The organism is Natronococcus amylolyticus DSM 10524 (assembly GCF_000337675.1).
GTDB classification, from domain to species: Archaea; Halobacteriota; Halobacteria; order Halobacteriales; family Natrialbaceae; genus Natronococcus; species Natronococcus amylolyticus.
On the sequence record NZ_AOIB01000021.1, the window covers coordinates 156,415 to 182,449 of the forward strand.

Consider the following 26,035-nt stretch of genomic DNA (forward strand, 5'->3'; position numbering starts at 1 on the left):
CGGTTCGAGTCGACGGCTCACCCTCGGCTACGAAAAGCGCGCGGCGACGTCGGCCTCAGTGATGATCCCGACCGTCTCACCGGCCTCGGTGATCATCACCGCCTTGTAGTGCTCGAGCAGGTTGCTGATCTCGTCCAACGTCGCGTCCTTCGAGACGGTCGGGAAGCTCTCACTCATATGCTGTTCGATCGGCTCGTCCCGCGCTTCCGAATCGAGGTGGACGAGGTCGCTCTGGCTGATCGAGCCGACCGGAATACCGTCCTGGATCACCGCGAGCTGGGAGTAGGCCTCCTCCTCCATCTTGCGGGCGGCTTCGGCGACCGCCTCGTCGGGGGCGACGCTGACGACCGCCTCGTTCATCAGGTCCTCGGCGCGGACGACGTCGCTCTCGGCCGTCTCGAGGGCGTTGACGATTCGCCGAAGCGTCGAGAGGCGGGGATCGACGTCGCCGCCCTCGATCCGAGCGATCAGCGGCTGGGAGACCTCGGCGGTCTCGGCGAGTTCGCTCTGGGTCAACCCGAGTTCGGTGCGGCGCTGGCGCAGGTCCGCTGGCGTCGGCAGCTCCATACGACCCAATAACTACGGGTTATAGAAAGGTGTTTGGGTGGTCCGGCTCGCTACTCGTCCTCGGCCGTCTCGACGATCTCGACGACCGACAGCGGAACGTCACGCAGGGCGCCGCCGACCTCGCTCTTTGCGATCCGGGAGGCGTGTTCCTCGCTATCGGCGTTGTACACTTCCATCTCGAGGGCCAGGCCGACGAGCGCGGTGTCGGCCGCGACGAACGCCGAGTCGAACGGTTCGCCACAGGCCGGACAGCCCGTCGCGCCGACCTCGACCTCGACGTACTCGAGGCCCTCGCTGTTGAGCCGCTTCCCGGCTTCGCTGACCGCGACGCCGATCGCGTCGTCGATCTCGTCGACGTCACGAACCAACCACGCTGCTTCCATCCCGACGAGGTAGTTTCCCATACCGGATGGTCGGCCCGGGGGGTTTCCTGCTTTGCGATTCCGACCGCGGCGCGCACGCGAAGCCGATAATGCACATAAGTTACGAGAATTGACCGCGTCGATTCGAACCTGGATAGCCGAATCTCGGTCGGGAGACAGGCGAAGTTGCTCCATGTACAAGCCAGCTTTAATCGCAAGACAGCGTCGACCTCGTTCTACACTACCGATCGTTACACTCTCTTCCGAGCAAGAACACTTATATACTCCCTCGATCTCCCAACGCGTGAACGTCGATGAAATCCCGCGTGTACCACGCGACGCTGTTCGCACTGTACCAGCTCTGCATTGTCGTCGGCATCCTCGCGATGCCGCTCGCAATGGCGACCCGACAGGTCGGCTACACCCTCCCGCTGCACCGGCTGATCGAGAACGTCGGCGAGGCGTACGACGACGTCCGCCAGGAGTGAACTGAGCGATCCTTTTCAGCCCGCCCGCGACGGCCATACCTCGCTCTCGAGCCACGGTTCCCGATGGCTACAACCCGTCCTCGAGCCACGATGCCGTACGGACCGTCGGTAGCGGAAACGAGGGTTGTTACCGCCGATGTTTTATATGGTCCCGGCCGTAACCTTCGGTCAATGCGTACGCCTACTCACGACTCGGACTTTTCCCGAACGAGCAGTCAGCTGTCGGCCGAGATGAACCCCTACGAGCCCGAACTCGGCTCGCTGCCACAGAACGACATCTCGGCGTCCGATCTCGACAACGTCAACAAGACCGGAACGACGACGATCGGCATCACGACCGCCGACGGCGTCGTCATCGCGACGGACATGCGCGCCAGCCTCGGCGGCCGGTTCGTCTCGAACAAGAACGTCCAGAAGGTCGAGCAGATCCATCCGACCGCCGCACTAACGATGGTCGGCAGCGTCGGGGGCGCTCAGTCGTTCATCAAGAGCCTCCGCGCCGAGGTCAACCTCAACGAGGCCCGTCGCGGCGAGGTCATGAGCATCGACGCGCTCGCGACGCTCGCGGGGAACTTCGCCCGCGGCGGTCCGTTCTTCGCCATCCACCCGATCCTGGGCGGCGTCGACGAGGAGGGCAGCCACGTCTACAGCATCGACCCCGCAGGCGGCGTCATGGAGGACGACTACACGGTCACCGGCTCCGGGATGCAGCTGGCCTACGGTCACCTAGAGCAGGCCTACGACGACGACATGTCCAACGACGAGGCCAAGACGGTCGCCGCCCGCGGCATCAAGTCCGCTGCAGAGCGCGACACCGGCTCCGGCAACGGCGTCTTCCTCTGTGAGATCACCGACGAGGGCGTCGAGATCGAGGGCCACCACGACTTCGACGAAGTCATATAACGCGACCGCCGCTCCGTTCTTTCGTTCTTTTCGACCCGCAAGCGTCGCGTCTATCTCGCCCGTCGAACCCTCGGTCGGGACGGCCGATGCAGTTCCGGAGGCTGCGACCGTCCTCGAACCGACCGTCAGTATGGGTGGTCGCCAGGCTGACGTCGTTCCCGGCGAGACGACCGACTCCTCGAAGGGTGGAAGACGTGCCGGGACCCGCGTTGGCGAGGTACTGTCCGTGGACGCGTCTCTGTGGGAGACAGTGCTCCGCGGGGAACTGCCGAAAACGACGGCCGGAACAATCGACGTACCGACCCTCAGGACGCTACCGATCGGGCGAAAACGACGTCGTGCGGTCTACCGGTTCAATCCGTCTGTTGAGGCGCCTCGACCTCGGCGCCGGCCGCCTCGCGTTCCGCGAGGTCGACGGTTTCGATGCGCTGTGCCCGACCGGTCTCGCTCGAGCGGTAGATCGCGTCGATCACGCGCTGGACGGTCAGCGCCTCCTCGACCGTGTTCGTCTCGGGTTCGACGCCCGCGGCGATCGTCTCGAGGAACCGGGCGTCCTGTTCCTGGTGGCCCGTCAGCGAGGCGTCGCCGGTGAGATCGACGTCGGCGTAGTGGTCGCAACCGGCCGTACCGGCCTCGAGGATCTCCATGTCGGTCGAACCGATATCGAACTGGGCGCCCGCGTCGGTGCCCCGAACCCGGAAGTCCATGCTCGGCTCGCGGTTCGTCGCCCAGGCAGCCTCGAGCGAGATCGTTCGCCCGTTCTCACAGCGGATGAAGGCGCTGACGGAGTCGTCGACCTCGTAGGTCTCGGCGGTTCCGTCCCAGGCGTCGCCGAACCCGTCGGGGTCGGCGTAGTCGTCGTCCATGCCGAACGTCGAGCGGGCGACCCCGCTGACCTCGACGACCTCGGGGAACTCCATCGCGTACAGCGCGAGGTCGATCGCGTGAACGCCGATGTCGAGCAGGGAGCCGCCGCCGGCCAGGTCGGGATCGGTGAACCACGAGCCGGGGCCCGGAACGCCGCGCCGTCGAACGTAGTTCGCCTCGATGTGGGTGAGCTCGCCGAAGCGGTCACGTTGCTCGTCGAACATCGCCATCGAGGCGGCGTGGCGGTTGTGGAAGCCGACCATGCAGATCCCGTCCGCCTCGAGCGCGACGTCGGCGATTCGCTCGGCGCTCTCGAGGGTGTGAGCGAGGGGTTTCTCGACGAGAACGTGGTTGTCGGCCTCGAGCGCGTCGACCGTGATCGGCTCGTGAAATCGATTGGGGGTCGTCACGATAACCGCGTCGACGTCCTCGTCGACGACCAACCCCTCGTGGGTTTCGTACGTCGTCGCCCCGAACTCGGCGGCGAACGCCTCGCGCTGGTTCTCGACGAGGTCGGCACCGGCGACGACGTCGGCGCCGAACTCCTCGACGTTGCGAGCGTGGAGCTGGCCCATCCCGCCGAGGCCGACGATACCGACGCCGATCTCGACGTCGATCACCGGGAAACCCCCCGTTTCTCACCCGTCGATTCCGTTTCTTCCTCGAAAACCCCGAATTTCGCTGTCGTTTGCGTGCGATCCCGGTTCATATCGCAACGCGGGCAGCGATCGAGATAAGTATTGTGTCCCGAAAATGTGTACAACACGGAGTCATATACGTTTCACTACAGTATTCGGGCGTGTGACCACCGACGAATACGGAAAGAACACCGATATTACCGCCGTCGACGTCGCGATTGCGCGAAGAAACCGTCTGTTGTCACCCGCTGTCGCGGACGCGAACCGGGACGATCGGTCCAGCTAAGGACGTCGAGACTGGAGCTTCCGCCGATGGTCGCAGTCACGATCTGGAACGAGTTCCGACACGAGCAGGAGGACGAGGACGCCGCCGCAGTCTACCCCGACGGGATCCACGAGGCCCTCGCGGGCGTCCTCGAGGACGACCACGAGGTGCGGACGGCCACCCTCGACGAGCCCGAACACGGGCTCACCGAGGACGTCCTCGAGTCGACCGACGTCCTGTTCTGGTGGGGCCACATCGCCCACGACGAGGTCGACGACGAGATCGTCGACCGCGTCCAGGAGCGCGTCCTCGAGGGGATGGGGCTGATCGTCCTCCACTCCGGCCACTTCTCGAAGGTCTTCAAACGACTCATGGGGACGACCTGTAACCTCCAGTGGCGCGAGGACGGCGGTCAGGAGCGGCTGTGGGTCGTTGATCCCGGCCACCCGATCGCCGACGGGCTCGAGGAGTCGATCGAGCTCCCGACGACGGAGATGTACGGCGAACCCTTCGACGTCCCCGAACCCGACCGCCTCGTCTTCACGAGCTGGTTCGAGGGCGGCGAGGTGTTCCGCAGCGGCTGCTGCTACCGGCGCGGGAACGGCCGGATCTTCTACTTCCGACCGGGCCACGAGACCTACCCGATCTACGAAGACGAGGAGATCCAGCGGGTCCTCCGGAACGCGGTCGACTGGGCGAGCCCGACGGCGGGCTCGCCGCGGACGTTCGGCGAGCGCGAGTGAGGGTGCCGATGCTGGATCGAATCGGCTCGAGCCCCGCTACAGCTCCTGGCGGCCCTCGTCAGTGATTACGCTCTCGAGCAACCCGATCGGCGTCGCGTCGTAGGAGGGATTCTCGATCGCGAACCCCTCGGCCGGCTCGGACATGACTTCGCTTCCCGGTCGGTACTCGTTCTCGAAGACGAACCCCTCTTCGACGATCTTCGAGGCCGAGCCGACGACGGTGACCGGAACATCGAGCTGGGCCGCCGTCGCGGCGATGGGGAAGGTTCCGACCCGGTTGTACAGCGTCTCGTCGACGATACAGTCCATCCCGACGAGCACCCGGTCGCAGTCCTCGAGGTAGAGCCCGTGGGCGCTGTCGGTGATCAGCGTCGCGTCGACGCCCTCGAGATCGGCGAGCGTCCGGGCGGTCTTCCGGCCGATGTAGCGCGGGCGGGCCTCGGTGATGTAGACGTCGAACTCCTTGCCGGCGTCGACGGCCCGCTCTAGGGCCTCGAGTACCGTCGAGGAGTAGTCGTGGGTCAGCAGTGTGGCGCCGTCAGTAAGGTAGGAAACGGCGTTCTCGGCGGCCAGATCCTTGCCGGCTTCGACCCTGGAGACGACGGCGTCGATCCGTTCCTGAGTCAGCTGCTTCGCTTCGTCGACGGTGTCGACATCCGCTTCGGTGACGTCGCCGACGACCTCGCGGACGGCGTTCTGTAGCGAGGCGTGAGAGGGGTTCGCCCGACGAAGCACCGAGCCGTTCTGCTCGAGGGCGCGCTCGTACTCCTCGAGCGTGGCGAACTCCCGCTCGAGCAGCTCCTCGAGCGCTCGCGTCGCGTTTACGGCAACCACCGAGGAGCTGTGCGTCTGCAGGTCCTTGATCTCCTCGACCGTCTCGTCGATCATACCTCTACGGATTCCCGTAACCGCAAAAGGTGTTCCGGGTGTCTCGCGGGCCGACGGCGGGACGGAGTGGGCGCTCGTCAGTCGAACTCGAAGATCCGAACCAGTTCGTTCGCGATGCGCTCGCGGAACTCCTCGAGGACGGTATCGAACTGCTCGGGGTCGCCGACCGCGGCCCGAACCGTCTCGACGCGCTCCTCGGGGAGGTCGATCCGGAACTCCTCCTCGCCGAGGTAGACGGGCTCGCTCTCGCTCAAGACCTTTCGATCGATCGCGCGGAGGATCTCGGAGTCGTATCGGCCGTGGAGCTGGTTGTACGCGTTCGAGTACGCCGTCTCGAGCTCCTCGAAGTAGTGGACGTACTTCTCGTCGAACTTCTCGGGGTCGAACTCGGTCATATCCCCTCGTCGGGCAGCGAGTCGGTAAACGGTTCGGAAGACCGCTTCGACGTCGATCCCGTGAGCGCGTCCCGTAGGCTTACGTCTTCGAACTCCCTAGAGCCGTCGATGAGCGTCACCGTCCGCTACACCTGTCCCCACTGCGACGCGGTCCACAGCCTCGAGCGCCCGCCGGATCTCGCCGACCGCTCGGTCACGAAACTCGCACAGCCGGGCTGGGAGTACGCCGACCCCGACGACCCCGACCGAGAGGCCGCCGACGGGATCGCCTTCGTCTGCGGCGAGGACGGCCCGACGACCGATCTCGAGGGCGACCCGGTCGAGGGCTGTGGCCGCCCGTTCTACCTCAACTTCGTTCGGTACGAACACGGAGTCGAGCTCGAGCCCGATCCGCCGACGTACGGCGGTCCACGGTTCGATTTTAATGCGTAAACTCCCCGGCCGAACCGTTACGCACATCGAACTTTTTTACCGGGAGCATCGGCTGACGCCTTTGGCGTCAGCCTCAACCCCCGGCAAAAAACTTCGATGAAAAAAGGCCGCCGTCGCGGGGTTTCACCCCGCTCCGGCGGTGAACCGTTCGCTTCGCTCACGGATGCTCGGCNGCAAAAAACTTCGATGAAAAAAGGCCGCCGTCGCGGGGTTTCACCCCGCTCCGGCGGTGAACCGTTCGCTTCGCTCACGGATGCTCGGCACTTCTCGCAGTGTTTCATTCGCACTCGCTACGTAACGATCGCGACGGACTCTGCGTTACGACTCCGTCGCGTTCGATCCGGTGAGGTCGTCGAGTCGATCGAAGTACGCCTCTCGAGGGACCTGGTACAGCGCTCGGTAGTCGATCTCGCCGTCGTCGAACTGGCGGGCGAGCTCCATGGTCCGCTCGAGTCCCTCGGCGCGCGTCTCGAACCGGTTCGTCTCGTTCAGCGAGACGTCCGGCTCGAGGTAGAAGGTGACGAACCAGTCCTGCTCGAGCGTGCGGTCGGTGGGGTTGGTTCCGGGTCTGCGCGTTCGCTTCCCGTGAGTCAGATACAGCGTCGGCAGACAGGCCGCCGGGAACTCCTCGCCGTCGAAGACGTCCGGGCGGTACGCGAGCACGACTCGCCCGTCGTCCTCGACCGACCAGACCGACCAGGCTTCGGGAAGGGACTCGAGGTCGCTCATGGTCGGTCGTAGGCGCGACCGTCCTAAATGGGCGTCGCCCGCCGACCGTCCGTTTCGGCGACGTATTTAAGCGCTCGTCCGCCGCGCACCGGCCATCCCGTGTGCTGCAAGCAGGCCAATTATATAACTGGACGGAAGCCATGGTATGTGAACTCCACCCAACCAACTATATTTCTCCGAAAGTAGTATGAAAACATGTACTGGTAAATACCTTTTGGGGCTAACTTTAAGTAGATGGATTACTCACTCATTAAATACTATCGGTATCCGTTCGCCGGACCGATCCACTTCGCGCCCGTCCCCGGCGCAGCCGTCGACCGAACCCAACACCCCGGCTCTCGGCGACGGTAGTGGTACTCGATCACATATGACACGACACGTTGCCGCCCGCGCCGGTTCGCGCGCGCCGCAAGCGGTTTGCGGCGCACGTCGAACGTGGCGTCCGTGTCGAGTTGTCCGAAACGACGGATCGCTGACGGTCCGGCCGCGCGACGGGTCAGGCCGGTCGAGCGACGTTCCGATACGACGGGGGAGACCGAAACTGGCAATGATACCATGAACGGTGACATCGAGACGCTCGAGAAACTCAGTACGGATTACAAGGAATCGATGCCCGCAGACCTGCGGGAGACCAAGTCCTTCGACTGGTACTTAGAGGAGTGTTACGAGGACCCCAAGATCACCCGCAACGCCCACCAGCGGGTGGCGGACATGTTCGACTACTACGGCACCAGCTACGACGAGACCGAAGGGGTCGTGGAGTACGAACTCGCCTCCGAGGACCCGCTGGGCGACGGCGAGAACACCTTCTACGGGAGGGTGATCCACCAGTCGATCCACGAGTTCGTCAACAAGGTGAAATCGGGCGCTCGCAGGCTCGGCCCCGAACGGCGGATCAAGCTCCTCCTCGGTCCGGTGGGGTCGGGGAAGTCCCACTTCGACAAGCAGGTCCGGAAGTACTTCGAGGACTACACCCTCCGCGAGGAGGGGCGGATGTACACCTTCCGGTGGACCAACCTCTGTGACGTCATCCAGGACCAGGATCCGGCCGACGATGTCGTCCGCTCGCCGATGAACCAGGATCCGCTCGTCCTCCTGCCACTGGAGCAGCGCCAGCGGGTGATCGACGACCTGAACGAGGTCCTCGATGCGCCCTACACGATCCAGAACGAGCAGGCGCTGGACCCCGAGAGCGAGTTCTACATGGACAAGCTGCTCGCCTACTACGAGGACGACCTCCAGCAGGTCCTGGAGAACCACGTCGAGATCATCCGGCTGGTCGCCGACGAGAACAAGCGCCAGGCCCTCGAGACGTTCGAACCCAAGGACAAGAAGAACCAGGACGAGACCGAACTGACCGGCGACGTCAACTACTCGAAGATCGCCATCTACGGCGAGAGCGATCCGCGCGCGTTCGACTACTCGGGGGCGTTCTGTAACGCAAATCGGGGCGTGTTCTCCGGCGAGGAGCTGCTCAAGCTCCAGCGGGAGTTCCTCTACGACTTCCTGCACGCCACCCAGGAACAGACGATCAAACCCAAGAGCAACCCGCGGATCGACATCGACCAGGTGATCGTCGGGCGGACGAACATGCCCGAGTACAAGGACAAGAAGGGCGACGAGAAGATGGAGGCCTTTAACGACCGTACCAAGCGGATCGACTTCCCGTACGTTCTCAGCTACGAGGACGAGGCGCTCATCTACGACAAGATGCTGAACAACGCCGACGTTCCCGACATCAACGTCGAGCCCCACACCCTGGAGATGGCAGGGCTCTTTGGCGTGTTGACTCGCATCGAGGAGCCCGACACCGAGACCGTCGACCTGCTCTCGAAGGCGAAGGCGTACAACGGCGAGATCGACGAGGGCGACGATATCGACACGAAGAAGCTTCGTGAAGAGGCCGCCGAGAAGGCCGAGATCGGCGAGGGGATGGTCGGCGTCTCGCCGCGGTTCATCGGCGACGAGATCGCAGAGGCGATCATGGACTCGAAACACCGCTCCCGGGGCTTCCTCTCGCCGCTGACGGTGTTCAACTTCTTCGAGGAGAACCTCGAACACCACGGCTCCATTCCGGAGGACAACTTCGAGAAGTACTACCGCTACCTCGAGACCGTCCGCGAGGAGTACCGCGAGCGGGCCATCGAGGACGTCCGCCACGCCTTAGCCTACGACCTCGACGAGATCCAGCGCCAGGGCGAAAAGTACATGGACCACGTGATGGCCTACATCGACGACGATACGATCGAGGACGAACTCACGGGCCGCGAGCAGGAGCCCGACGAGACGTTCCTCCGCAGCGTCGAGGAGAAACTCGACATCCCGGAGGACCGCAAGGAGTCGTTCCGCCAGGAGGTCTCGAACTGGGTCTCCCGCCGGGCCCGCGAGGGCGAGGCGTTCAACCCCCAGGACAACGAACGGCTGCGCCGCGCGCTCGAGCGCAAGCTCTGGGAGGACAAGAAGCACAACATCAACTTCTCGGCGCTGGTGAGCGCCAACGAGTTCGACGACGACGAGCGCTCGTCGTGGATCGACGCGCTGATCGAACAGGGCTACTCCGAGGAGGGGGCCAAGGAAGTACTCGAGTTCGCCGGCGCGGAGGTCGCCAAAGCCGAGATGGAAGACTAACATGACCGAACGCGACTACGTCGGCGAGGCCGACCGCACGCTCGAAGAGACGTACGAGGAGCCGATGAGCCTCGCGAGCTACGTCGAGCGGGTGTTCGAGAACCCCACGATCGCCTCCCACGCCTCGAAGTACCTGCTCGAGGCGATCGAGGCCGCCGGCACGCGAACCGTCGTCGAGGAGGGCGACGAGAAGGAGCGCTACCGCTTCTTCGACGACCCGCACAACGACGGCGAGCACGCGATTCTGGGCAACACCGAGGTGCTCAACCGGTTCGTCGACGACCTCAGATCGATCGCCGCGGGGCGGGCGAAAGACGAGAAGATCATCTGGTTCGAAGGACCCACGGCGACGGGCAAGTCCGAACTCAAGCGCTGTCTGGTCAACGGCCTTCGCGAGTACTCGAAAACGCCCGAGGGACGCCGGTACACCGTCGAGTGGAACGTCACCACCGCCGACGTCGAGGAGCGCGGGCTGAGCTACGGCACCGACTCGACGACGACCGACGACACCCACTGGTACGAGAGCCCAGTCCAGGCCCACCCGCTATCCGTGTTCCCCGAGGACGTCCGGGCGGAGCTGCTCGAGGAGCTGAACGACGACCTCGAGGACCACGTCCCGGTTCGGGTCGACGCCGCGCTGGACCCCTTCTCCCGGGAGGCGTACGGCTACCTCGAGGAACACTACCGCCGCGAGGGGAAGGAGGCGCTGTTCTCGGCGATCGCCGACGATCAGCACCTCCGCGTGAAGAACTACGTCGTCGACATCGGTCAGGGCGTCGGCGTCCTCCACAGCGAGGACGACGGCCGGCCCAAGGAGCGCCTCGTCGGCTCGTGGATGCACGGGATGCTCCAGGAACTGGACTCGCGGGGCCGGAAGAACCCGCAGGCCTTTAGCTACGACGGCGTCCTCTCGCAGGGCAACGGCGTGCTCTCGATCGTCGAGGACGCGGCCCAACACGCCGACCTGCTCCAGAAGCTGTTGAACGTCCCCGACGAGCAGTCGGTGAAACTCGACCAGGGGATCGGGATGGATATCGACACGCAGATGCTGATCATCTCGAACCCCGACCTCGAGGCGCAGCTCAACCAGCACGCCGACCGCAACGGGATGGACCCGCTGAAAGCGCTGAAACGGCGGCTCGACCGCCACCAGTTCGGCTACCTGACGAACCTGAGCCTCGAGACCGAACTCATCCGCCGGGAGCTGACGAACGAGACGTCGGTCTGGGAGGCCGACCACTACCTCGATCTGGCCGACCGGATCCGCGAGCCGGTGACGGTGACGGTCAAGGATCGGGACGGCGAGCCGAGCCGCCAGGAGTTCGCCCCCCACGCGCTCGAGGCTGCGGCGCTGTACGCCGTCGTCACCCGCCTCGATCAGGAGGACCTGCCCAACGGACTGGATCTCGTCGACAAGGCGATGATCTACGATCAGGGCTACCTCCAGGAAGGCGACAGCCGCCGCGAAAAGGACGAGTTCGACTTCGACGGCGACGGCCGCGACGGCGACGGCGGGATCCCCGTGACGTACACCAGGGATACCCTCGCCGAGTTGCTCCAGACCGACCGAGACCGCCACCACTCGGAGCTGGCGGTCGAGAACGTCGTCATGCCACGCGACGTGCTGAACGCGATGGCCGAGGGGCTCTCGGAGGCGCCCGTGTTCTCGACGGGCGAACGCTCGGAGTTCGAGAACCGGGTCGTTCCCGTGAAGAACTACGTCTTCGACCAGCAGGAGAGCGACGTCATCGAGGCGATCATGCACGAGAAGCGCGTCGACGAGGAGACCGTCGCCGAGTACGTCGAACACGTCTACGCCTGGGAGACCGACGAGCCGCTTCACAACGACCGCGGCGAGCGCGTCGAGCCCGACCCGCTCAAGATGAAGCTGTTCGAGGTCGAACATCTCGGACGCTTCTCGGAGGCCGAGTACGAGGGCAACCTCCCCAGAGAGAGCGTGCGGAACTTCCGCCGGGAGAAGGTGATCACGTCGCTGAACCGCCACGCGTGGGAACACCGTGACGCGGACTTCTCGGTACAGGACGTCGATCTCACCGCGATCCCGGTGATCAAGTCCGTTCTCGAGAGCCACGACTGGGACGACGTCGAGCGAACGTTCGAGGACTTCGATCCGCGCCAGTGGGACGATCCCCCGAGCGGGACCGAGACGGAGACCGTCAAGCAACGAACGGTCGAGACGATGGTCGAGCAGTTCGACTACTCGCCCGCGTCGGCCGAACTGACCAGCAGACACGTCATGGGACAGGTGTGTTACAGATGGGACTGAGAGACGACCTCGAGCGATTCCGCGAAGTGGGCGAACAGCGTCGCGAGGATCTGGCCGACTTCATCAAGTACGGCGACCTCGGCGGCGGCCGGCCCGATCAGATCCAGATCCCGGTCAAGATCGTTTCGCTGCCGGAGTTCGAGTACGACCGTCGGGACCAGGGCGGCGTCGGACAGGGCGACGGCGGCACCCCCGACGTCGGCCAGCCGGTCGGCCAGCCACAGCCCCAGCCGGGCGACGGCGACGACGGCGACGGCGACGAGCCCGGCGAGGAGGGCGGCGACCACGAGTACTACGAGATGGATCCCGAGGAGTTCGCCCAGGAGCTCGACGAGGAGCTCGGACTCGACCTCGAGCCGAAGGGCAAGAAGGTCGTCGAGGAGAAGGAGGGCCCCTTCACCGACCTCACTCGCACGGGTCCCGACAGCACGCTCGACTTCGAACGGATGTTCAAGGAGGGGCTCAAGCGCAAGCTCGCGATGGACTTCGACGAGGAGTTCCTGCGGGAGGTCTGCAAGGTCGAGGGCTTCGGCCCGCGCGACGTCTTCGAGTGGGCCCGCGGCGAGAGCATCCCCGTGTCGATGGCCTGGATCGAGGACGCCTACGACGACGTTCCGTCCGAGGAACGCGGCGCGTGGGCCTCCATCGAGGAGCTCGAGGCGAACGTCGAACGCCAGAGCGTCCAGCAGAAGATCCGCCGCGAGGGGATCAAACACGTCCCGTTCCGCCGCGAGGACGAGCGGTATCGCCACCCCGAGATCATCGAGGAGAAGGAGAAGAACGTCGTCGTGGTCAACATCCGCGACGTTTCGGGCTCGATGCGCGAGAAGAAACGCGAGCTCGTCGAGCGCACCTTTACCCCGCTGGACTGGTATCTCACGGGGAAGTACGACAACGCCGAGTTCGTCTACATCGCCCACGACGCCGAGGCCTGGGCGGTCGAACGCGAGGAGTTCTTCGGCATTCGTAGCGGCGGCGGAACGAAGATCTCGAGCGCGTACGAGCTGGCCCAGGAGCTGTTAGAGGAGTACCCCTGGAGCGACTGGAACCGCTACGTGTTCGCCGCGGGCGACTCGGAGAACTCCTCGAACGACACCGAGGAGCGGGTGATCCCGCTGATGGAGGCGATCCCGGCGAACCTCCACGCCTACGTCGAGACCCAGCCCAGCGGCAACGCGATCAACGCCACCCACGCAGAGGAACTCGAGCGCCACTTCGGCCGCGACGCCGAGGACGTCGCGGTGGCGTACGTCAACGGCGCCGACGACGTGACCGACGCGATCTACGACATCCTCAGCACGGAAGGTGATGCAGATGACTAACTCCAACGCCGACAGGTTCCGCAAACAGGCGATCGCGAGCGACCTCGAGGAGCCGGTACGAGAGGCGCGCAACCTCGCCGAGAAACTGGGCCTCGATCCGTACCCGGTCAAGTACTGGATCGTCGACTACGACGAGATGAACGAACTCATCGCCTACGGCGGGTTCCAGTCGCGGTACCCCCACTGGCGGTGGGGGATGCAGTACGACCGCCAGCAGAAACAGGGCCAGTACGGCGGCGGGAAGGCCTTCGAGATCGTCAACAACGACAACCCGGCCCACGCCTTCCTCCAGGAGTCGAACACATTGGCCGACCAGAAGGCCGTCATTACCCACGTCGAGGCCCACTCCGACTTCTTCGCGAAAAACGAGTGGTTCGGCCTGTTCACGAGCGGTCAGTCCGACGAGGGGCAGGTCAACGCCGCCGCGATGCTCGAGCGCCACGCTCGGGCGATCGACGAGTACATGTCCGACCCCGAGATCGACCGTGCCGAGGTCGAGAAGTGGATCGACCACTGTCTGAGCCTCGAGGACAACATCGACCAGCATCAGGTGTTCAGTCGCCGCCTCGAGACCGACGGCCCCGCCGAGGAGATCGACGAGGACCTGGCGGCGAAACTCGACGAACTCGGCCTCTCCGAGGAGATCAAGGGCGAGGTGTTCGACGACGAGTGGCTCGAGAAGCTCGAAGGTGAGGACGGTCCCGTCAACTTCCCCGAAAAGCCCGAGAAGGACGTGCTGTCGTTCGTCCGCGAACACGGCAAACGGTACGACGAGGAGGCGGGCCGGGCCGTCGAGATGGAGCCCTGGCAGCGCGACGTCCTCGATATGATGCGCGCGGAGGCGTACTACTTCGCCGCCCAGAAGATGACGAAGGTGATGAACGAGGGGTGGGCCGCCTACTGGGAGTCGACGATGATGACCGACGAGCGCTTCGCCGGCGACGACGAGTTCATGAACTACGCCGACCACATGGCGAAGGTCCTGGCATCGGGCGGTCTCAACCCATACAGTCTCGGCATGGAGCTATGGGAGTACGTCGAGAACACCACCAATCGCCGCGAGGTCTTAGAACGGTTGTTGCGCGTCGAGGGGATCTCCTGGCGCAACCTGGCCGACGTCGTCGACTTCGACGCGGTGCTCGAAACCCTCGAGCCGCCGACGGCGCTCGCGAGCGTCGATGCCGCTGAACTCGAGGATCTCACCGGGCTGCCCGACGAGTGGGTCGACCGCGAGGCGCTCGAGCGCGCTCGCGACGGCGAGATCGACCTCGAGCGCTACCCCTGGAAGGCCCTCACCTACGAGGGGCTGGCTCGCCGACACTACTCGCTGGTCAAACGCCAGCACCGGGGCTTCCTCTCCCGCGTGAACCAGAACGAACTCGAGCGGATCGGCCGGTACCTCTTCGACGACGAGCGCTACGCCTCGGTCGAGGAGGCCCTCGAAGATGTCGACTTCGCCGCGGGCTGGGATCGGATGTACGACGTCCGGGAGAGCCACAACGACGTTACCTTCCTCGACGAGTTCCTCACCCAAGAGTTCATCACGGAGAACAACTACTTCACCTACGAACACTCCCAGGCGACGGGGCAGTTCCACGTCGCCAGCGACGCCGCCGAGGACGTCAAGAAGAAGCTCCTGTTGCAGTTCACCAACTTCGGGAAGCCGACGATCGCGGTCTACGACGGCAACTACAACAACGCCAACGAGCTCCTGTTGGGCCACCAGTACAACGGCGTCATGCTCGATCTGGGACAGGCCCGCGAGACGTTAAAGCGGATCTTCGAGCTCTGGGGACGACCCGTGAACCTGCTGACGATCGTCAAGGAGGTCGACGAACACGACATCGAGGTCGCAAAACGGCGCAACCGCGAGCCCGAGCCCGAGGAGCGGGGCAAGCTCATCCGCTACGACGGCACCGAGGTGACGACCGAGAGCGTTTCCTGGGAGGAGGTCGACCACCTCGCGGCCGACGACGTCGACTACGACACCAAGCCGGAGGACTGGCTCGCCTAACTGGTACTCTCGAGTGGCGGACAGTCGTAACGCTTTTATTGATTTTCAAACATAGGGTAGACGAGATGGACTGGGATGGGGGCCAAACGGTCGAGCAGCAACAGCGATCCGAGTCGGTAGATCTACCGTTAGTACTCGCCGGACTCGACGCGACTGATTCGACGACCAGGCAGGAGGCCGTCCGGACGGTCCGAGACGGGGTCGAGAGCAAGCCCGGAACGTACGTGCCGACCGTTCCGAAACTCCGCGAACTCCTCCGGGAACCGGCGTTCGAACTCCGGGGGGCGGTCGCCTTCTCCCTGGCGGAGCTGGCGGTCGAAGCCCCCTCCGACGTCGCCCCCTCGGCCGACGCGCTCGTCGCGGTCGCAGCCGAGAACCCGGACACGGCGGCGACGGGAGAGCTCCTCCGGTGTCTCGCCGCCGTGGCCGCCGAACGACCGACCGCGCTCGCGGATCACGTTCCCGAACTGGTCGACGTCACCGAGGCTCGGGACGGCGACGAGTGGGGGATCCGGACGCTGGCACACGTTTCCCAGTCACGTCCGGAAGCCCTCGAGCCCGCCCTCGGGTTGCTGACCGAGACGCTGGCGTCGGCACCGGACGATGGCGCTGTTCCGGCGCTGTCCGTGCTCGGTCGGCTCGCCCGCTCGGAGGCGGAGCTCTCCTCGCTCGCGTTCGTCGAACACGTTATCGCTCTCCTCGACTGTGACGACGGGGAGCTCCGGCGCAACGCGATCGGCTGTCTGGCCGACGTCGCCCACCGCCGACCCGAGGCCGTCGAGCCGGCCTGTTCGCAGGTCGGGGCGGCCCTCGAGAGCGACGATCCCAAAACACGAGCCAACGCCGCGGTGACGATCGGCCGCGTCGCCGCCGCCGACCCGTCCGTCGTCGAGCCGGTGCGAGCGCGGCTACTGGAGTTACTGGAGGACGACCACCAGTACGTTCGGGCGAACGCCTGCATCGCGCTCGGTCGCGGAGACGTCGCCGAAGCGCGCGGCCGACTCTCGACGCTCGCAGCCGGAGACCCGGAACCGTCGGTCCGCGACCGAGCGGCGTGGGCCTGTGGCGAACTCTCCTAGTACCCCTCGAGTTGAATCGGTCGGTCCGCCGAGATACAGTCGACCCCGCACAGGCCGAGCAGCCGCGCCGTCGTCCACCGCTCGATCGCCCAGGCGTGAATCTCGAGGTCGACCCGCTTCGCCCGCTCGACGAGTCGCGTCGTCAGACACCGCCAGTAGTTCGCACCGATGACGTCGCAGTCGAGTTCGATCGCCGTCGTCACCGGCGTCTCGAGCCGGCGACTGACGAGCAGTCCGGTGGGCTGTTCCCGGTCGAGTTCCCGTATCGCGCGTAGCTCGGGCAGCAGGAAGGAGGTGACGACGACCCGGTTCTCGACCCCCTCGAGGCCCTCGAGGACGTCCGCGGCGATCCCCTCGGCTTTCATCTCGAGGTTGATCTCGAGGTGGTCGGGAACGGCCGCGAGCATCTCCTCGAGGGTCGGGATCCGTTCCCCGGAGTCGAGCACCGACAACGAGCGGAGGTCCTCGAGCGGGGTGTCGGCGACCGACCCCTCGACGCCCGTGACGCGATCGGTCGTCTCGTCGTGAAAGACGACGAGTTCGCCCGACCCGCAGCGCCGGACGTCGAACTCGACCGCGTCGGCGTGTATTGCGGCGGACTGGACAGCGGCGATCGTGTTCTCCGGTGCCGTCGCGGCGAAACCCCGGTGGGCGATCAGGCGCATTCGAGTGACGGCTAGGTCGCGGGTAATAAATAGACCGCGGATAGTCGGGTCTTCGGACTCGGTGTGAACCGATCGGGCACCGAAAGCTGCCCGCAGATCCGAACCGGGGCTCACGCGATAATATCCAAAAAGAAGACTTTATTAAATTCATGATTTCACGTCGGCAAACAAGCTTATATAGGATCGATGTACATATAATTATCAGAGATAAAACTATGGAAAGTAAGCAGTTCTCGACTCCGGACGTCTCGGCGCTGGGGCGGTCGCAGCACGAGACCGGGTCCGAAGACCGCGTCCGGCTGTTGCTGATCGAGAACGACCCGGACGACGCGCGACGGGCCCGAGAGGCGTTCGAGACGGTCACGACGGAAACCGAAATCGAGGCGGCGACCGACGGCACAGAGGCCCTCGAGTTCCTGCGCGAACGGGTCGAGGAGTCGGAGCCGATTCCCGATCTCGTTCTACTGGCGCTCGATCTGCCGGAAGTCGACGGGTTCGAGTTCCTCGAGACCGTTCGAGATGACGAGGACCTCGTTCAGTTGCCGGTGCTCGTCCTGGCGGATTCGAGCGCCTCCAGCGACGTCAACGACAGCTACGAGCGGGCCGCGAACGCCTACCTCGCGAAGCCGTCCGATCCCGAGGAGTTCGAGACGGTCGCGGGCGCCATCGAGCGCTTCTGGTTTCAGCGGGTTTCGCTTCCGCCACACGGATTCTAACTGCCGAGTTGCCGTTCTGCGACGGGCGCTCCGCCCCGAGATTGATCTACGTGGCCCTCGAGGGGACTGGTATGAGCCCACAGACAACGTTCGACGTGGACTTTACGGATACCGTCGCGGTCGTCACAGGTGCAAGCGGCGCGCTCGGCAGCGCGGTCGCCGACCGTTTCCGAGCCGCCGGCGCGACCGTCTGTGCCGTCGACGTCGTCGGACCCGACGACGAGGACGGCCTGCTCGAGGTCGACGATCGAACCGACTTCTACGAGGCAGATCTCACCGACGAGAGCGAGGTCTCGGCTTTCATCGAGGACGTCGTCGACGATCACGGCCGGATCGACCACCTCTGTAACGTCGCCGGCACCTGGCGCGGCGGCCAGCCCATCGAGGAGACCGACCTCGAGGAGTTCGACATGCTCGTCGACGTCAATCTGAAGACGTCCTTCCTGGCCTCGAAACACGCCTTACCCCACCTCCAGGAGTCGGAAGGGGCGATCGTCAGCATCAGCGCCCGCTCGTCGCTCGAGGGCGGCGAGGGCGACGGCCCCTACCGGATCACGAAGGCCGGGATCCGACTGTTGACCGAGACGCTGGCCGAGGAGAACGAAGGGGTCGTCCGGGCGAACTGCGTGATGCCGAGCGTGATCGACACGCCGATGAACCGCGAGATGATGTCAGACGCCGACCACGAGAAGTGGGTCGATCCCGCCGATATCGCGAACGTGATGGCGTTTCTCTGTAGCGACGGGGCGACGGTGACCAGCGGGGCGGCCGTCCCGGTGTACGGCGAGGCGTAAGCGACGACGGTCGACGAGAGTCTGCGGAGCCGCTTCGCTTCGGAGTTCATGTTCCTTGGTGACGAGTGGCGTGAACTATATACTCCGGGACGTAATCACTCAACGTGATATGGGTGTTGGTAACACAGGCAAGGGGGTTTCGGAGTTCGTCGACGAGGTAAGGGATCGGCTCTCGTCGCCGTCCGGCCAGGAACTGTTCGCGCTACTGATCGTTCTCGGTATCGTCGTCCTCGCGCTCGACCTGGTTCGGCGGCTCGCCACCGGCGAGATGGCGTTCGGCCGGCTGTGGCGGTACACCTGGAACGGACTGGTCGACTCGCTGTACATCGCGCTGGCGGCGATCGGCCTCTCGATGACCTACAGCATCCTCCGATTCGCCAACTTCTCGCACGGCGACCTGGTCACGACGGGCGCGTTCTCGGGGTGGGCAGTCGCGTGGCTGATCGGCGGCTGGGGGGTCTACGGCATCGGCGAACTCGTCCTGTTCAGTCCGACCGCAGCGGGACCGACGGGCGGCGAACTGGGAATGAACGTGCTGGCCTCGCCCGTCGCGATCCTGGTCGGACTCGTGGCGGCCGCGCTGTTGACCGTCGCTATCGCCCTCGCCATCGACCGTCTCGTCTACAGGCGGATGCGGAACGCGAGCGGCATCTCGTTGCTCATCGCGAGCGTCGGCGTCGCGCTCGCGCTCCGGTACATCATCGGGGTGTTCTGGACCGTCGAGTCCCACTCGGCTACGGCGAGCGCGCCGATCCTCGAGGAGATCCCGGCGTGGTTGCCCTTCGAGCGACTCAACCTCCACGAACTGACCCTCGTCGTGACGGCGGTCGGGCTGATCGTCGGGCTCCACCTCCTGCTCCAGTACACGAAGCTGGGGAAGGCGATGCGAGCGATGGCCGACAACAAGGATCTCGCGCTGATCACCGGCATCCCGACCGAACGGGTGATCTTCGCAACCTGGTCGATCGGCGCCGGGTTGGCCGGTGTCGCGGGCTATCTCATCGTCCTCGATCGGGGCCAGTTCTCGATCAACATCGGCTGGTTCCTGTTACTGTTGATCTTCGCGGCGGTGATCCTGGGCGGGATCGGCTCGATCTACGGCGCGCTGGTCGGTTCGCTCGTGATCGGACTCACGATCAACGTCTCGCTGGTCTGGATCCCGGCCGACCTGAACGAGATCGCGGCGTTTACGCTGATGATCCTGATACTGATTGTCAAACCCGACGGGCTGCTCGGAGGTGTCGAGACGGCATGAGCGGCGCCGATCCCAACGGTGACCCCGAAACCGATACCGCGGGGGTGCCCGGAGACGAGGAGCCGGACGAGCCGGAAGAGTCGTCCGCCGTGATCCGCCCGGAGTGGCGTTCCGATCTCCTGTTGGTCGCGAAGGTCGTGCTCGCGACGTACGTCGGCTTCTTCGTCGTCGGCGTGCTCTCCGGCGCGGGCGTCAACGCGACGATCGGCACAATTCAGTCGATCACCTTCTTCGGGGCGATCTTTGCGCTGGGCGCGCTGGCGCTGAACCTCCACTGGGGGTACACCGGGATGTTCAACATCGGTATCGCCGGCTTCATGGCCATCGGCGCCTACACGCTGTCGATCGCCGTGGCCTCACCGGACGGCTCTCCGGCCGGCTTCGGGCTCCCGATCCCGGTCGGCATCGTGCTGGGAACGATCGCCGCCGGCCTCGCCGGACTCGTGCTGGTGATCCCGACGCTTCGGGTTCGGGCGGACTACTTCGCGATCGTCACGCTCGGCTTCTCGGAGATCGTCCGACTCTCTGTCCAGTCCCGGAGCCTCCGGGAGATCGGCGATACGGCCTACGGCACCGGCGGCGGACAGGGGATCCGGGCGACGCCGGTCGACAGCGTCGTCGGCTGGCTGTTCGACCAGCCGATCGTTGGCGACGTCGGCGGCGTTCTCATCGTGCTCGGCGAGACCGTCGGCATCGCGTCGTCGGTTCTGGAGCGAGGGATCTACACGCTCGTCCTGATCCTGTTCGTGGTCGCCTTCTACGTCCTGCTGACACGGATCGCCCACTCTCCGTTCGGCCGAGTGCTGAAGGCCATCCGCGAGGACGAACTCGCGGCGAAGTCGCTGGGTAAGCGCACCGACCGCGCCAAGATCGCGGCGTTCGCACTCGGCTGTGCGCTGATGGGCCTCGTCGGGACGCTGTGGATGGGGAGTCGAACCCACATCAGCCCGGACAACTTCATGCCGCTGATCACGTTCTACGTCTTCGTCGCGCTGATCGTCGGCGGCGCGGGGTCGAACACCGGCAGCGTCATCGGCGGGTTTGTCTTTGCCGCGTTCATCTTCGAGGGACCGCGGTTCGTCCGGACGATGGTCCGGGCGAACCTCGGGACTGACTTCCCACGGACTGCCCACGGCGCGTTCGCCGAACTGGGCGCCGGCGATCCGTCGGCCCTGATCGGCTACGTGTTCTACCAGCAGGCCGACGAGGTCCGATACATCGTCCTCGGCGTCGTGCTCATCGTCGTGATGATCAAGCGCCCCGACGGACTGCTGGGCCACCGCAAGGAGATTTCGGCCGGCGTCGATCTGAGCCGGCGCGGTGCGGTCGCAGACGGCGGACGACCTGCCCTCGGAAGCGACGACCGTTCGGATGCGGCGGGCGAGACGGACGATCCAGCCGCGACGAACGGGGGTGACCACGATGAGTGATCTCGAGCGAGACCCCGATACGGGAGCCGCCCGCAGCGAGGGCGACGCGGACGACCGAACGGATCGCGCCGTCGAGGATGCGGTGCTGGAAGTCGAGGACTTGGAGAAGCGCTTCGGCGGCATCGTCGCGGTCGACGGCGCGAGCTTCGCGGTCGAGCGGGGATCGATCACGGGACTGATCGGTCCGAACGGGGCCGGCAAGTCGACGACGTTCAACTGCATCGCCGGCGTCCACCGGCCCGATAGCGGGCGAGTCGCGTTCGACGGCGAGGAGATCACCGGCGACGAGCCTCACCAGGTCGCGAACCGCGGGCTGGTGCGGACGTTCCAGATCGCCCGCGAACTGCCGGAGATGACCGTCCTCGAGAACATGATGCTCGCGCCGAAGGGCCAGCGCGGCGAGTCGCTGTGGCGGTCCGTGTTGCCGTACTTCCGCGACGAAGTGCTCGACCAGGAGCGCGAGCTTCGCGAGCGGGCCTGGGAGACCCTCGAGTTCTTCGAGATCGACCACCTGGCCGAGGAGTACGCGAAGAACCTCTCGGGGGGCCAGCGGAAGCTACTCGAGCTCGCACGGGCCCTGCAGACGGATCCGGAGATGCTCATGCTCGACGAACCGATGGCCGGGGTCAACCCGACCCTCGAGAAGAAGCTGCTCGAACACATCCACCAGCTCCGCGAACAGGGGTACAGCTTTCTCATCGTCGAACACGACATGGACGTCATCATGAACAACTGCGAACGGGTGATCGTCATGCACCAGGGGGCCGTTCTCGACAGGGGATCGCCGGCGGAGATCAAGGCGAACGAGCAGGTGATCGAGGCGTACCTCGGGGGTGAGGTCTGATGGCCGTACTCGAGGTCGCCGGGCTGGACGCCGGCTACGGCGACCTCCAGATCATCGACGACGTCGACCTCACCGTCGACGACGGCGAGTACGTCACCATCGTCGGTCCCAACGGCGCCGGCAAGTCGACGGTGATGAAGTCCGTCTTCGGGCTGACCGTTCACATGGGGGGCTCGATCGAGTTCGCCGGCGAGGAGATCAGCGGCTACCGGCCCGAGCAGATCATCACGACCGGAATCGGCTACGTCCCCCAGAACGACAACGTCTTTCCGTCGCTGTCGGTGCTCGAGAATCTCGAAATGGGCGCGTACATCTTAGACGACGTTCCACAGGACCGACTCGAGCGGATCTTCGATCGGTTCCCGATCCTCGAGGAGCGCCGCTCGCAGGCGGCCGGCGACCTGAGCGGGGGCCAGCGCCAGATGCTGGCGATGGGCCGGGCGCTGATGCTCGATCCCGACCTCCTCCTGCTCGACGAGCCGAGCGCCGGGCTCGCACCCGACCTCGTCGGGGAGATGTTCGACCGGATCGATCAGATCAACGCAGACGGTACCGGCGTCCTGCTGGTCGAGCAGAACGCCAAGGAGGCGCTCAGACGGTGCGATCGAGGCTACGTCCTGGTCCAGGGACAGAACCGGTACGTCGCCAGCGGCGAGGCGCTGCTCGCGAACGAACAGGTTCGCCAGGACTTCCTGGGCGGCTAGCCGTGGATCGGCTCGAGCGACGGCTAGTGCGCTCGAGTCGTACTCGCGGCACCGAAAAGAGATCGCCGTCCCGACTAGGCCTCGTACTCGACGGTGTCCTCGACGTCGTAGCCGTCCTCGTGGTAGCGACCGATGTCGTAGGTGACCGCCTCCTGGTCGCCGTTGTCGTCGAACTCGACGGGGCCGGACGCGCCGCGGTACTGGATCTCGTCGCCGTTGGCCGCCATCTCGAGACCGTCGGCCAGGTTCTCGGGCGTGACCTCCTCGCCGTCGGGGTTGGCGACCTCCCGGACCTGTTCGGCGATAGCCGCGCCGTCGAGTTCGCCCGCTGCGAGGGTGGCGAGGATGAGCACCGCCGTCGCGTCGTAGGCCTGGGCGTTGAACACGCCCGGCGAGCTGTCGTACTCGTTTTCGTACAGTTCGTTGAAGTGGTCCGCGCCGTCGCCGCCGGCGCCGGGTGCGGTCCCCATCACGTTCTCCATCGGGTTGTCGACCTGGCCGGGCAGGTCCGGATCGATGAGGCCGTCCGGGACGAGGATCGTCGTCCCGTCGTCGAAGTCACTGTAGAAGTCCCGGAAGATGACCTGACCGCTCTCCGGGTAGCCGACGACCATCAGCAGGTCCGGCTCCTCGCCGACCGTGCTCTCGAGCTCGGAGTCGTAGGAGGCCTGCTCGGGCTCGAACGGCACCTCCTCGAGGACCTCTGCGCCGCGATCCTCACAGCCCGCGACGAACACGTCGTTGAGCCCCTGGCCGTAGTCGTTGTTCAGGTACATCGTGGCGACCGACTCGGCGCCCTCCTGCTCGACGGCGATCTCGGCCATCGCGTCGCCCTGCCACTCGTCGCTCGGCGCGGTTCGGAGCAGGTAATCGCCGGGCATCTCCGTGATGTCGGGCGAGGTGCTCGCCGGCGAAATTGCGACGACCTCGTTGTCGTACCAGACGTCCTCCGCGCAGGTGATCGTCACGTCCGATGCGGCCGCGCCCGTCACCGCCGGATACCCCGCGTCGAGCAGCGCCTCGGCGCGGCTGACCCCGACGTCGGGCGTCGTCTCGGTGTCCTCACGCCGGATGTCGATCTCGAAGTCGACGCCCTCGTCCGCGAGCTGGATCGCCGGCAGCTCGGCCGCGTCGGCGATCGGCGTTCCTAGATCGCCGAGGTCTCCGGACTCGGGCTGCAGGACGCCGACCATCGCGTCGGCGTCACCGTTGTCGTCCGCGTCGGCCTCGCCGTTGCCCGCGCCGAGCGCGTCCAGACAGCCCGCGAGCGAGAACGTTCCCGTTACACCGATTCCCCCCAGTACTTGCCGCCGGTTGAGCTCCCCAACCATGTGGTACGTTGCCACGTTCCGATATAAAGAGTTTCTGTGAACGATAACGCGTATTTTCTCGAGAAAGAAAGTCCAATGGCAGAACCGGTGAGCGAGCCGTCGCGGTGGTCGACGCCCAGTCGGTCGTTTCGTGTGGGCTATGACCGGCACACCCGCTCGAGAAACGGGTGAACGCCGAAAAAGCCAAACGGCGGTCGGTTAGAGGTTCGCGTCGATCCACTCGGCGAACGGTCCGGTGAGGAACTCGACGTAGTCGACGACGCCGAGGTACAGCGAGATGACGAGCACGATGAGGATCGGAACGCGGATCGCCCAGATCCAGGCCTGCCCGAGGCCGTCAAGGGGACCGATTCCCTTCTCGAGTTCGTCGATCGCCGCCTTCGGCGCGATCCAGCCGACGAGGATCGTCAGCATCAACGCGCCGAACACCAGCAAGATGGCGTCGGCGAACAGGTCGAGCAGGTCGAGGAAGATCAGATCGTACGTGACCGGCACTCCGAGCAGGTAGATGACCCCACCCATCCCGACGGCCGCCTGCCACCGTTCGATCCCCTTCTCGTCGATCACGTAGGAGGTGACGACCTCGAGCAGCGAGATCGCACTCGAGAGCGCGGCGAGCGAGACCGTCGCGAAGAACAGCAGTCCGAGGAACTGGCCGCCGGTGACTTCGGCGAACGCCTGGGTCAGCGCGACGAAGATCTCGCCGGCGCCGCCCTCGCCCGGATCGGTCATGTCGCCGGCCCACATGATCGGGAAGACGACGAGTCCGGTGAGGAACGCGATCCCGGTGTCGAAGCCGATGATCGCGGTTCCGTCGGACGCGAGGTTCCGGTCCTCACCTAGGTAGGAGGCATAGGTGATCATCACACCCATCCCCAGCGAGAGGGTGAAAAAGGCCTGTCCGGCCGCGGCCGGCAGGAGTTCGGCCCAGTTCTCGGTGATGGCGCCGAAGTCCGGCGAGAGGTAGTAGGCGTAGCCGCCGCCGGAGCCGGGCAACGTGAACGCCCACACCGCGAGTCCCAGCAACAGGAGGATAATCGCTGGAACCATCACCTTCACCGCGAGTTCGATCCCCTGTCGAATCCCGAGGGCGACGATACCGACAGTCAGCGCCATGAACACGGTGTGCAGGACGAACGCGTCCAGTCCCGTCGAAAGCGCTCCGAACATGATCTCGGGGTCGCCCTCGTAGGCGGCGATACGAGCAGCGTAGCTTCCCCGGAAGCCCTCGAGAGTATACCGAATGAACCAGCCGGCGACGACGCTGTAGTACGAGAGGATGACGAACCCGGTGACGATGAAGATCCCGCCAACGTACGTCCAGATCCCCCCACCGTACTCTTTCAGCGCGCCGACGGGGTTGCGCTTGGTCTTCCGGCCGACGACGAACTCCGCGAGAATTGCGGGAAACCCAACCAGGGCGATGAACAGGAGGTAGACGAAGAGGAACGCCGCACCACCACCTTCACCCGTGACGAACGGAAAGCGCCAGATGTTCCCCAATCCTACCGCGCTCCCAACCGCGGCGAGAATGAACCCTGTCCTCGTGGCCCATGTTTCGCGTTGAACCATATCTCCGTGTTTAAAGGCGACTATATATAACTTTTCGTGGTCGTCCTCGCGCGAGGAGTTGACGTTCCCGATAATTGTGGCAGGTTACGGAATTCTTTTCCTGTTGGTCATCACACA

At 65.1% G+C, this 26,035-nt stretch carries 24 protein-coding genes; 15 read left to right on the plus strand and 9 right to left on the minus strand.

Annotated features, from left to right (window positions below):
• Positions 1–27: 27 nt before the first annotated feature.
• Together C491_RS09690 and C491_RS09695 are read right to left on the minus strand one after the other, a co-directional pair.
• Positions 28–567, minus strand: a complete 540-nt coding sequence (locus C491_RS09690; RefSeq protein WP_005555689.1) for a CBS domain-containing protein — start codon at positions 565–567, stop codon at positions 28–30.
• A 50-nt stretch (positions 568–617) separates the two neighbouring features.
• On the minus strand, positions 618–971 hold the full coding sequence (locus C491_RS09695) for a DUF555 domain-containing protein (protein ID WP_005555691.1): 354 nt from the start codon (positions 969–971) through the stop codon (positions 618–620).
• A 272-nt stretch (positions 972–1,243) separates the two neighbouring features.
• Here C491_RS09695 and C491_RS23225 point away from each other — a divergent pair, with 272 nt between their 5' ends.
• A complete protein-coding gene (locus C491_RS23225) occupies positions 1,244–1,417 on the plus strand; it encodes a hypothetical protein (protein ID WP_005555693.1) in 174 nt (57 codons plus the stop codon).
• Positions 1,418–1,588: 171 nt separating this feature from the next.
• A complete protein-coding gene (gene psmB / locus C491_RS09700) occupies positions 1,589–2,320 on the plus strand; it encodes an archaeal proteasome endopeptidase complex subunit beta (protein WP_049891690.1) in 732 nt (243 codons plus the stop codon).
• Between the two features lie 353 nt (positions 2,321–2,673).
• On the opposite strand, the gene C491_RS09705 is transcribed toward psmB, so the two are convergent.
• The gene (locus C491_RS09705; RefSeq protein ID WP_005555697.1) at positions 2,674–3,807 is read right to left on the minus strand and encodes a Gfo/Idh/MocA family protein; all 1,134 of its coding nucleotides are present in this window, start codon (positions 3,805–3,807) and stop codon (positions 2,674–2,676) included.
• A gap of 330 nt (positions 3,808–4,137) precedes the next feature.
• On the opposite strand from C491_RS09705, the gene C491_RS09710 reads away from it, so the two are divergent.
• Positions 4,138–4,833, plus strand: a complete 696-nt coding sequence (locus tag C491_RS09710; RefSeq protein WP_005555699.1) for a ThuA domain-containing protein — start codon at positions 4,138–4,140, stop codon at positions 4,831–4,833.
• A 36-nt stretch (positions 4,834–4,869) separates the two neighbouring features.
• Here the strand turns inward: C491_RS09710 and C491_RS09715 are convergent, their stop codons facing one another.
• Positions 4,870–5,721: a translation initiation factor eIF-2B gene (locus tag C491_RS09715; RefSeq protein ID WP_005555700.1), complete on the minus strand. Its 852-nt coding sequence runs from the start codon at positions 5,719–5,721 to the stop codon at positions 4,870–4,872.
• A gap of 77 nt (positions 5,722–5,798) precedes the next feature.
• Positions 5,799–6,116, minus strand: coding sequence for a DUF5783 family protein (locus C491_RS09720; RefSeq protein WP_005555702.1), 318 nt, complete (start codon positions 6,114–6,116; stop codon positions 5,799–5,801).
• Between the two features lie 108 nt (positions 6,117–6,224).
• Here C491_RS09720 and C491_RS09725 point away from each other — a divergent pair, with 108 nt between their 5' ends.
• Positions 6,225–6,548 carry a hypothetical protein gene (locus tag C491_RS09725; protein ID WP_005555703.1) on the plus strand — a complete coding sequence of 108 codons (324 nt, stop codon included), beginning with the start codon at positions 6,225–6,227 and terminating at the stop codon, positions 6,546–6,548.
• A gap of 318 nt (positions 6,549–6,866) precedes the next feature.
• On the opposite strand, the gene C491_RS09730 is transcribed toward C491_RS09725, so the two are convergent.
• A complete protein-coding gene (locus C491_RS09730) occupies positions 6,867–7,277 on the minus strand; it encodes a DUF5820 family protein (RefSeq protein ID WP_005555704.1) in 411 nt (136 codons plus the stop codon).
• A gap of 555 nt (positions 7,278–7,832) precedes the next feature.
• Between C491_RS09730 and C491_RS09735 the strand changes: the two genes are divergently transcribed.
• The 5 genes from C491_RS09735 (at position 7,833) to C491_RS09755 (ending at position 16,607) form a co-directional block, all read left to right on the plus strand.
• A complete protein-coding gene (locus tag C491_RS09735) occupies positions 7,833–9,905 on the plus strand; it encodes a PrkA family serine protein kinase (protein ID WP_005555705.1) in 2,073 nt (690 codons plus the stop codon).
• A 1-nt stretch (position 9,906) separates the two neighbouring features.
• Entirely contained in the window at positions 9,907–12,192 is a 2,286-nt protein-coding gene (locus C491_RS09740) for a PrkA family serine protein kinase (protein ID WP_005555706.1), read from the plus strand.
• Positions 12,183–13,514: a YeaH/YhbH family protein gene (locus tag C491_RS09745; protein ID WP_005555707.1), complete on the plus strand. Its 1,332-nt coding sequence runs from the start codon at positions 12,183–12,185 to the stop codon at positions 13,512–13,514. Before C491_RS09740 ends, C491_RS09745 begins: the two co-directional genes overlap by 10 nt.
• Positions 13,501–15,528 carry a SpoVR family protein gene (locus C491_RS09750; protein WP_005555708.1) on the plus strand — a complete coding sequence of 676 codons (2,028 nt, stop codon included), beginning with the start codon at positions 13,501–13,503 and terminating at the stop codon, positions 15,526–15,528. The genes C491_RS09745 and C491_RS09750 overlap by 14 nt, the downstream gene beginning before the upstream one ends.
• 65 nt (positions 15,529–15,593) lie before the next feature.
• The gene (locus C491_RS09755) at positions 15,594–16,607 is read left to right on the plus strand and encodes a HEAT repeat domain-containing protein (protein ID WP_005555709.1); all 1,014 of its coding nucleotides are present in this window, start codon (positions 15,594–15,596) and stop codon (positions 16,605–16,607) included.
• Here C491_RS09755 and C491_RS09760 read toward each other — a convergent pair.
• The gene (locus tag C491_RS09760) at positions 16,604–17,272 is read right to left on the minus strand and encodes a glycerophosphodiester phosphodiesterase (protein WP_005555710.1); all 669 of its coding nucleotides are present in this window, start codon (positions 17,270–17,272) and stop codon (positions 16,604–16,606) included. The genes C491_RS09755 and C491_RS09760 overlap by 4 nt on opposite strands.
• A gap of 215 nt (positions 17,273–17,487) precedes the next feature.
• On the opposite strand from C491_RS09760, the gene C491_RS09765 reads away from it, so the two are divergent.
• The 6 genes from C491_RS09765 (at position 17,488) to C491_RS09790 (ending at position 23,015) form a co-directional block, all read left to right on the plus strand.
• Positions 17,488–17,988, plus strand: coding sequence for a response regulator (locus tag C491_RS09765; protein ID WP_005555711.1), 501 nt, complete (start codon positions 17,488–17,490; stop codon positions 17,986–17,988).
• 71 nt (positions 17,989–18,059) lie between these two features.
• Positions 18,060–18,782, plus strand: a complete 723-nt coding sequence (locus tag C491_RS09770) for an SDR family oxidoreductase (protein ID WP_005555712.1) — start codon at positions 18,060–18,062, stop codon at positions 18,780–18,782.
• A gap of 109 nt (positions 18,783–18,891) precedes the next feature.
• Positions 18,892–20,037 (plus strand): branched-chain amino acid ABC transporter permease, encoded by a 1,146-nt coding sequence (locus C491_RS09775; protein WP_005555713.1) that lies wholly within the window; start codon positions 18,892–18,894, stop codon positions 20,035–20,037.
• Complete coding sequence (locus tag C491_RS09780; protein WP_005555714.1) at positions 20,034–21,467, plus strand: branched-chain amino acid ABC transporter permease; 1,434 nt, start codon at positions 20,034–20,036, stop codon at positions 21,465–21,467. The genes C491_RS09775 and C491_RS09780 overlap by 4 nt, the downstream gene beginning before the upstream one ends.
• Positions 21,460–22,311: an ABC transporter ATP-binding protein gene (locus C491_RS09785; protein ID WP_049891691.1), complete on the plus strand. Its 852-nt coding sequence runs from the start codon at positions 21,460–21,462 to the stop codon at positions 22,309–22,311. Before C491_RS09780 ends, C491_RS09785 begins: the two co-directional genes overlap by 8 nt.
• Positions 22,311–23,015 (plus strand): ABC transporter ATP-binding protein, encoded by a 705-nt coding sequence (locus tag C491_RS09790; protein WP_005555719.1) that lies wholly within the window; start codon positions 22,311–22,313, stop codon positions 23,013–23,015. The genes C491_RS09785 and C491_RS09790 overlap by 1 nt, the downstream gene beginning before the upstream one ends.
• A 74-nt stretch (positions 23,016–23,089) precedes the next feature.
• On the opposite strand, the gene C491_RS09795 is transcribed toward C491_RS09790, so the two are convergent.
• Positions 23,090–24,346, minus strand: coding sequence for an ABC transporter substrate-binding protein (locus C491_RS09795; RefSeq protein ID WP_005555721.1), 1,257 nt, complete (start codon positions 24,344–24,346; stop codon positions 23,090–23,092).
• 198 nt (positions 24,347–24,544) lie between these two features.
• Positions 24,545–25,918 carry a sodium-dependent transporter gene (locus C491_RS09800; RefSeq protein ID WP_049891693.1) on the minus strand — a complete coding sequence of 458 codons (1,374 nt, stop codon included), beginning with the start codon at positions 25,916–25,918 and terminating at the stop codon, positions 24,545–24,547.
• Positions 25,919–26,035 lie beyond the last annotated feature (117 nt).

Coding starts and splice junctions, on each gene's coding strand:
- C491_RS09800 (WP_049891693.1), bottom strand. CDS start 25,918: ATGGTTCAACGCGAAACATGGGCCACGAGGACAGGGTTCATTCTCGCC.
- C491_RS09735 (WP_005555705.1), top strand. CDS start 7,833: ATGAACGGTGACATCGAGACGCTCGAGAAACTCAGTACGGATTACAAG.
- C491_RS09780 (WP_005555714.1), top strand. CDS start 20,034: ATGAGCGGCGCCGATCCCAACGGTGACCCCGAAACCGATACCGCGGGG.
- psmB (WP_049891690.1), top strand. CDS start 1,589: ATGCGTACGCCTACTCACGACTCGGACTTTTCCCGAACGAGCAGTCAG.
- C491_RS09720 (WP_005555702.1), bottom strand. CDS start 6,116: ATGACCGAGTTCGACCCCGAGAAGTTCGACGAGAAGTACGTCCACTAC.
- C491_RS09795 (WP_005555721.1), bottom strand. CDS start 24,346: ATGGTTGGGGAGCTCAACCGGCGGCAAGTACTGGGGGGAATCGGTGTA.
- C491_RS09790 (WP_005555719.1), top strand. CDS start 22,311: ATGGCCGTACTCGAGGTCGCCGGGCTGGACGCCGGCTACGGCGACCTC.
- C491_RS09715 (WP_005555700.1), bottom strand. CDS start 5,721: ATGATCGACGAGACGGTCGAGGAGATCAAGGACCTGCAGACGCACAGC.
- C491_RS09725 (WP_005555703.1), top strand. CDS start 6,225: ATGAGCGTCACCGTCCGCTACACCTGTCCCCACTGCGACGCGGTCCAC.
- C491_RS09745 (WP_005555707.1), top strand. CDS start 12,183: ATGGGACTGAGAGACGACCTCGAGCGATTCCGCGAAGTGGGCGAACAG.
- C491_RS09770 (WP_005555712.1), top strand. CDS start 18,060: ATGAGCCCACAGACAACGTTCGACGTGGACTTTACGGATACCGTCGCG.
- C491_RS09760 (WP_005555710.1), bottom strand. CDS start 17,272: ATGCGCCTGATCGCCCACCGGGGTTTCGCCGCGACGGCACCGGAGAAC.
- C491_RS09785 (WP_049891691.1), top strand. CDS start 21,460: ATGAGTGATCTCGAGCGAGACCCCGATACGGGAGCCGCCCGCAGCGAG.
- C491_RS09710 (WP_005555699.1), top strand. CDS start 4,138: ATGGTCGCAGTCACGATCTGGAACGAGTTCCGACACGAGCAGGAGGAC.
- C491_RS09690 (WP_005555689.1), bottom strand. CDS start 567: ATGGAGCTGCCGACGCCAGCGGACCTGCGCCAGCGCCGCACCGAACTC.
- C491_RS09730 (WP_005555704.1), bottom strand. CDS start 7,277: ATGAGCGACCTCGAGTCCCTTCCCGAAGCCTGGTCGGTCTGGTCGGTC.
- C491_RS09695 (WP_005555691.1), bottom strand. CDS start 971: ATGGGAAACTACCTCGTCGGGATGGAAGCAGCGTGGTTGGTTCGTGAC.
- C491_RS09775 (WP_005555713.1), top strand. CDS start 18,892: ATGGGTGTTGGTAACACAGGCAAGGGGGTTTCGGAGTTCGTCGACGAG.
- C491_RS09765 (WP_005555711.1), top strand. CDS start 17,488: ATGGAAAGTAAGCAGTTCTCGACTCCGGACGTCTCGGCGCTGGGGCGG.
- C491_RS09750 (WP_005555708.1), top strand. CDS start 13,501: ATGCAGATGACTAACTCCAACGCCGACAGGTTCCGCAAACAGGCGATC.
- C491_RS23225 (WP_005555693.1), top strand. CDS start 1,244: ATGAAATCCCGCGTGTACCACGCGACGCTGTTCGCACTGTACCAGCTC.
- C491_RS09755 (WP_005555709.1), top strand. CDS start 15,594: ATGGACTGGGATGGGGGCCAAACGGTCGAGCAGCAACAGCGATCCGAG.
- C491_RS09740 (WP_005555706.1), top strand. CDS start 9,907: ATGACCGAACGCGACTACGTCGGCGAGGCCGACCGCACGCTCGAAGAG.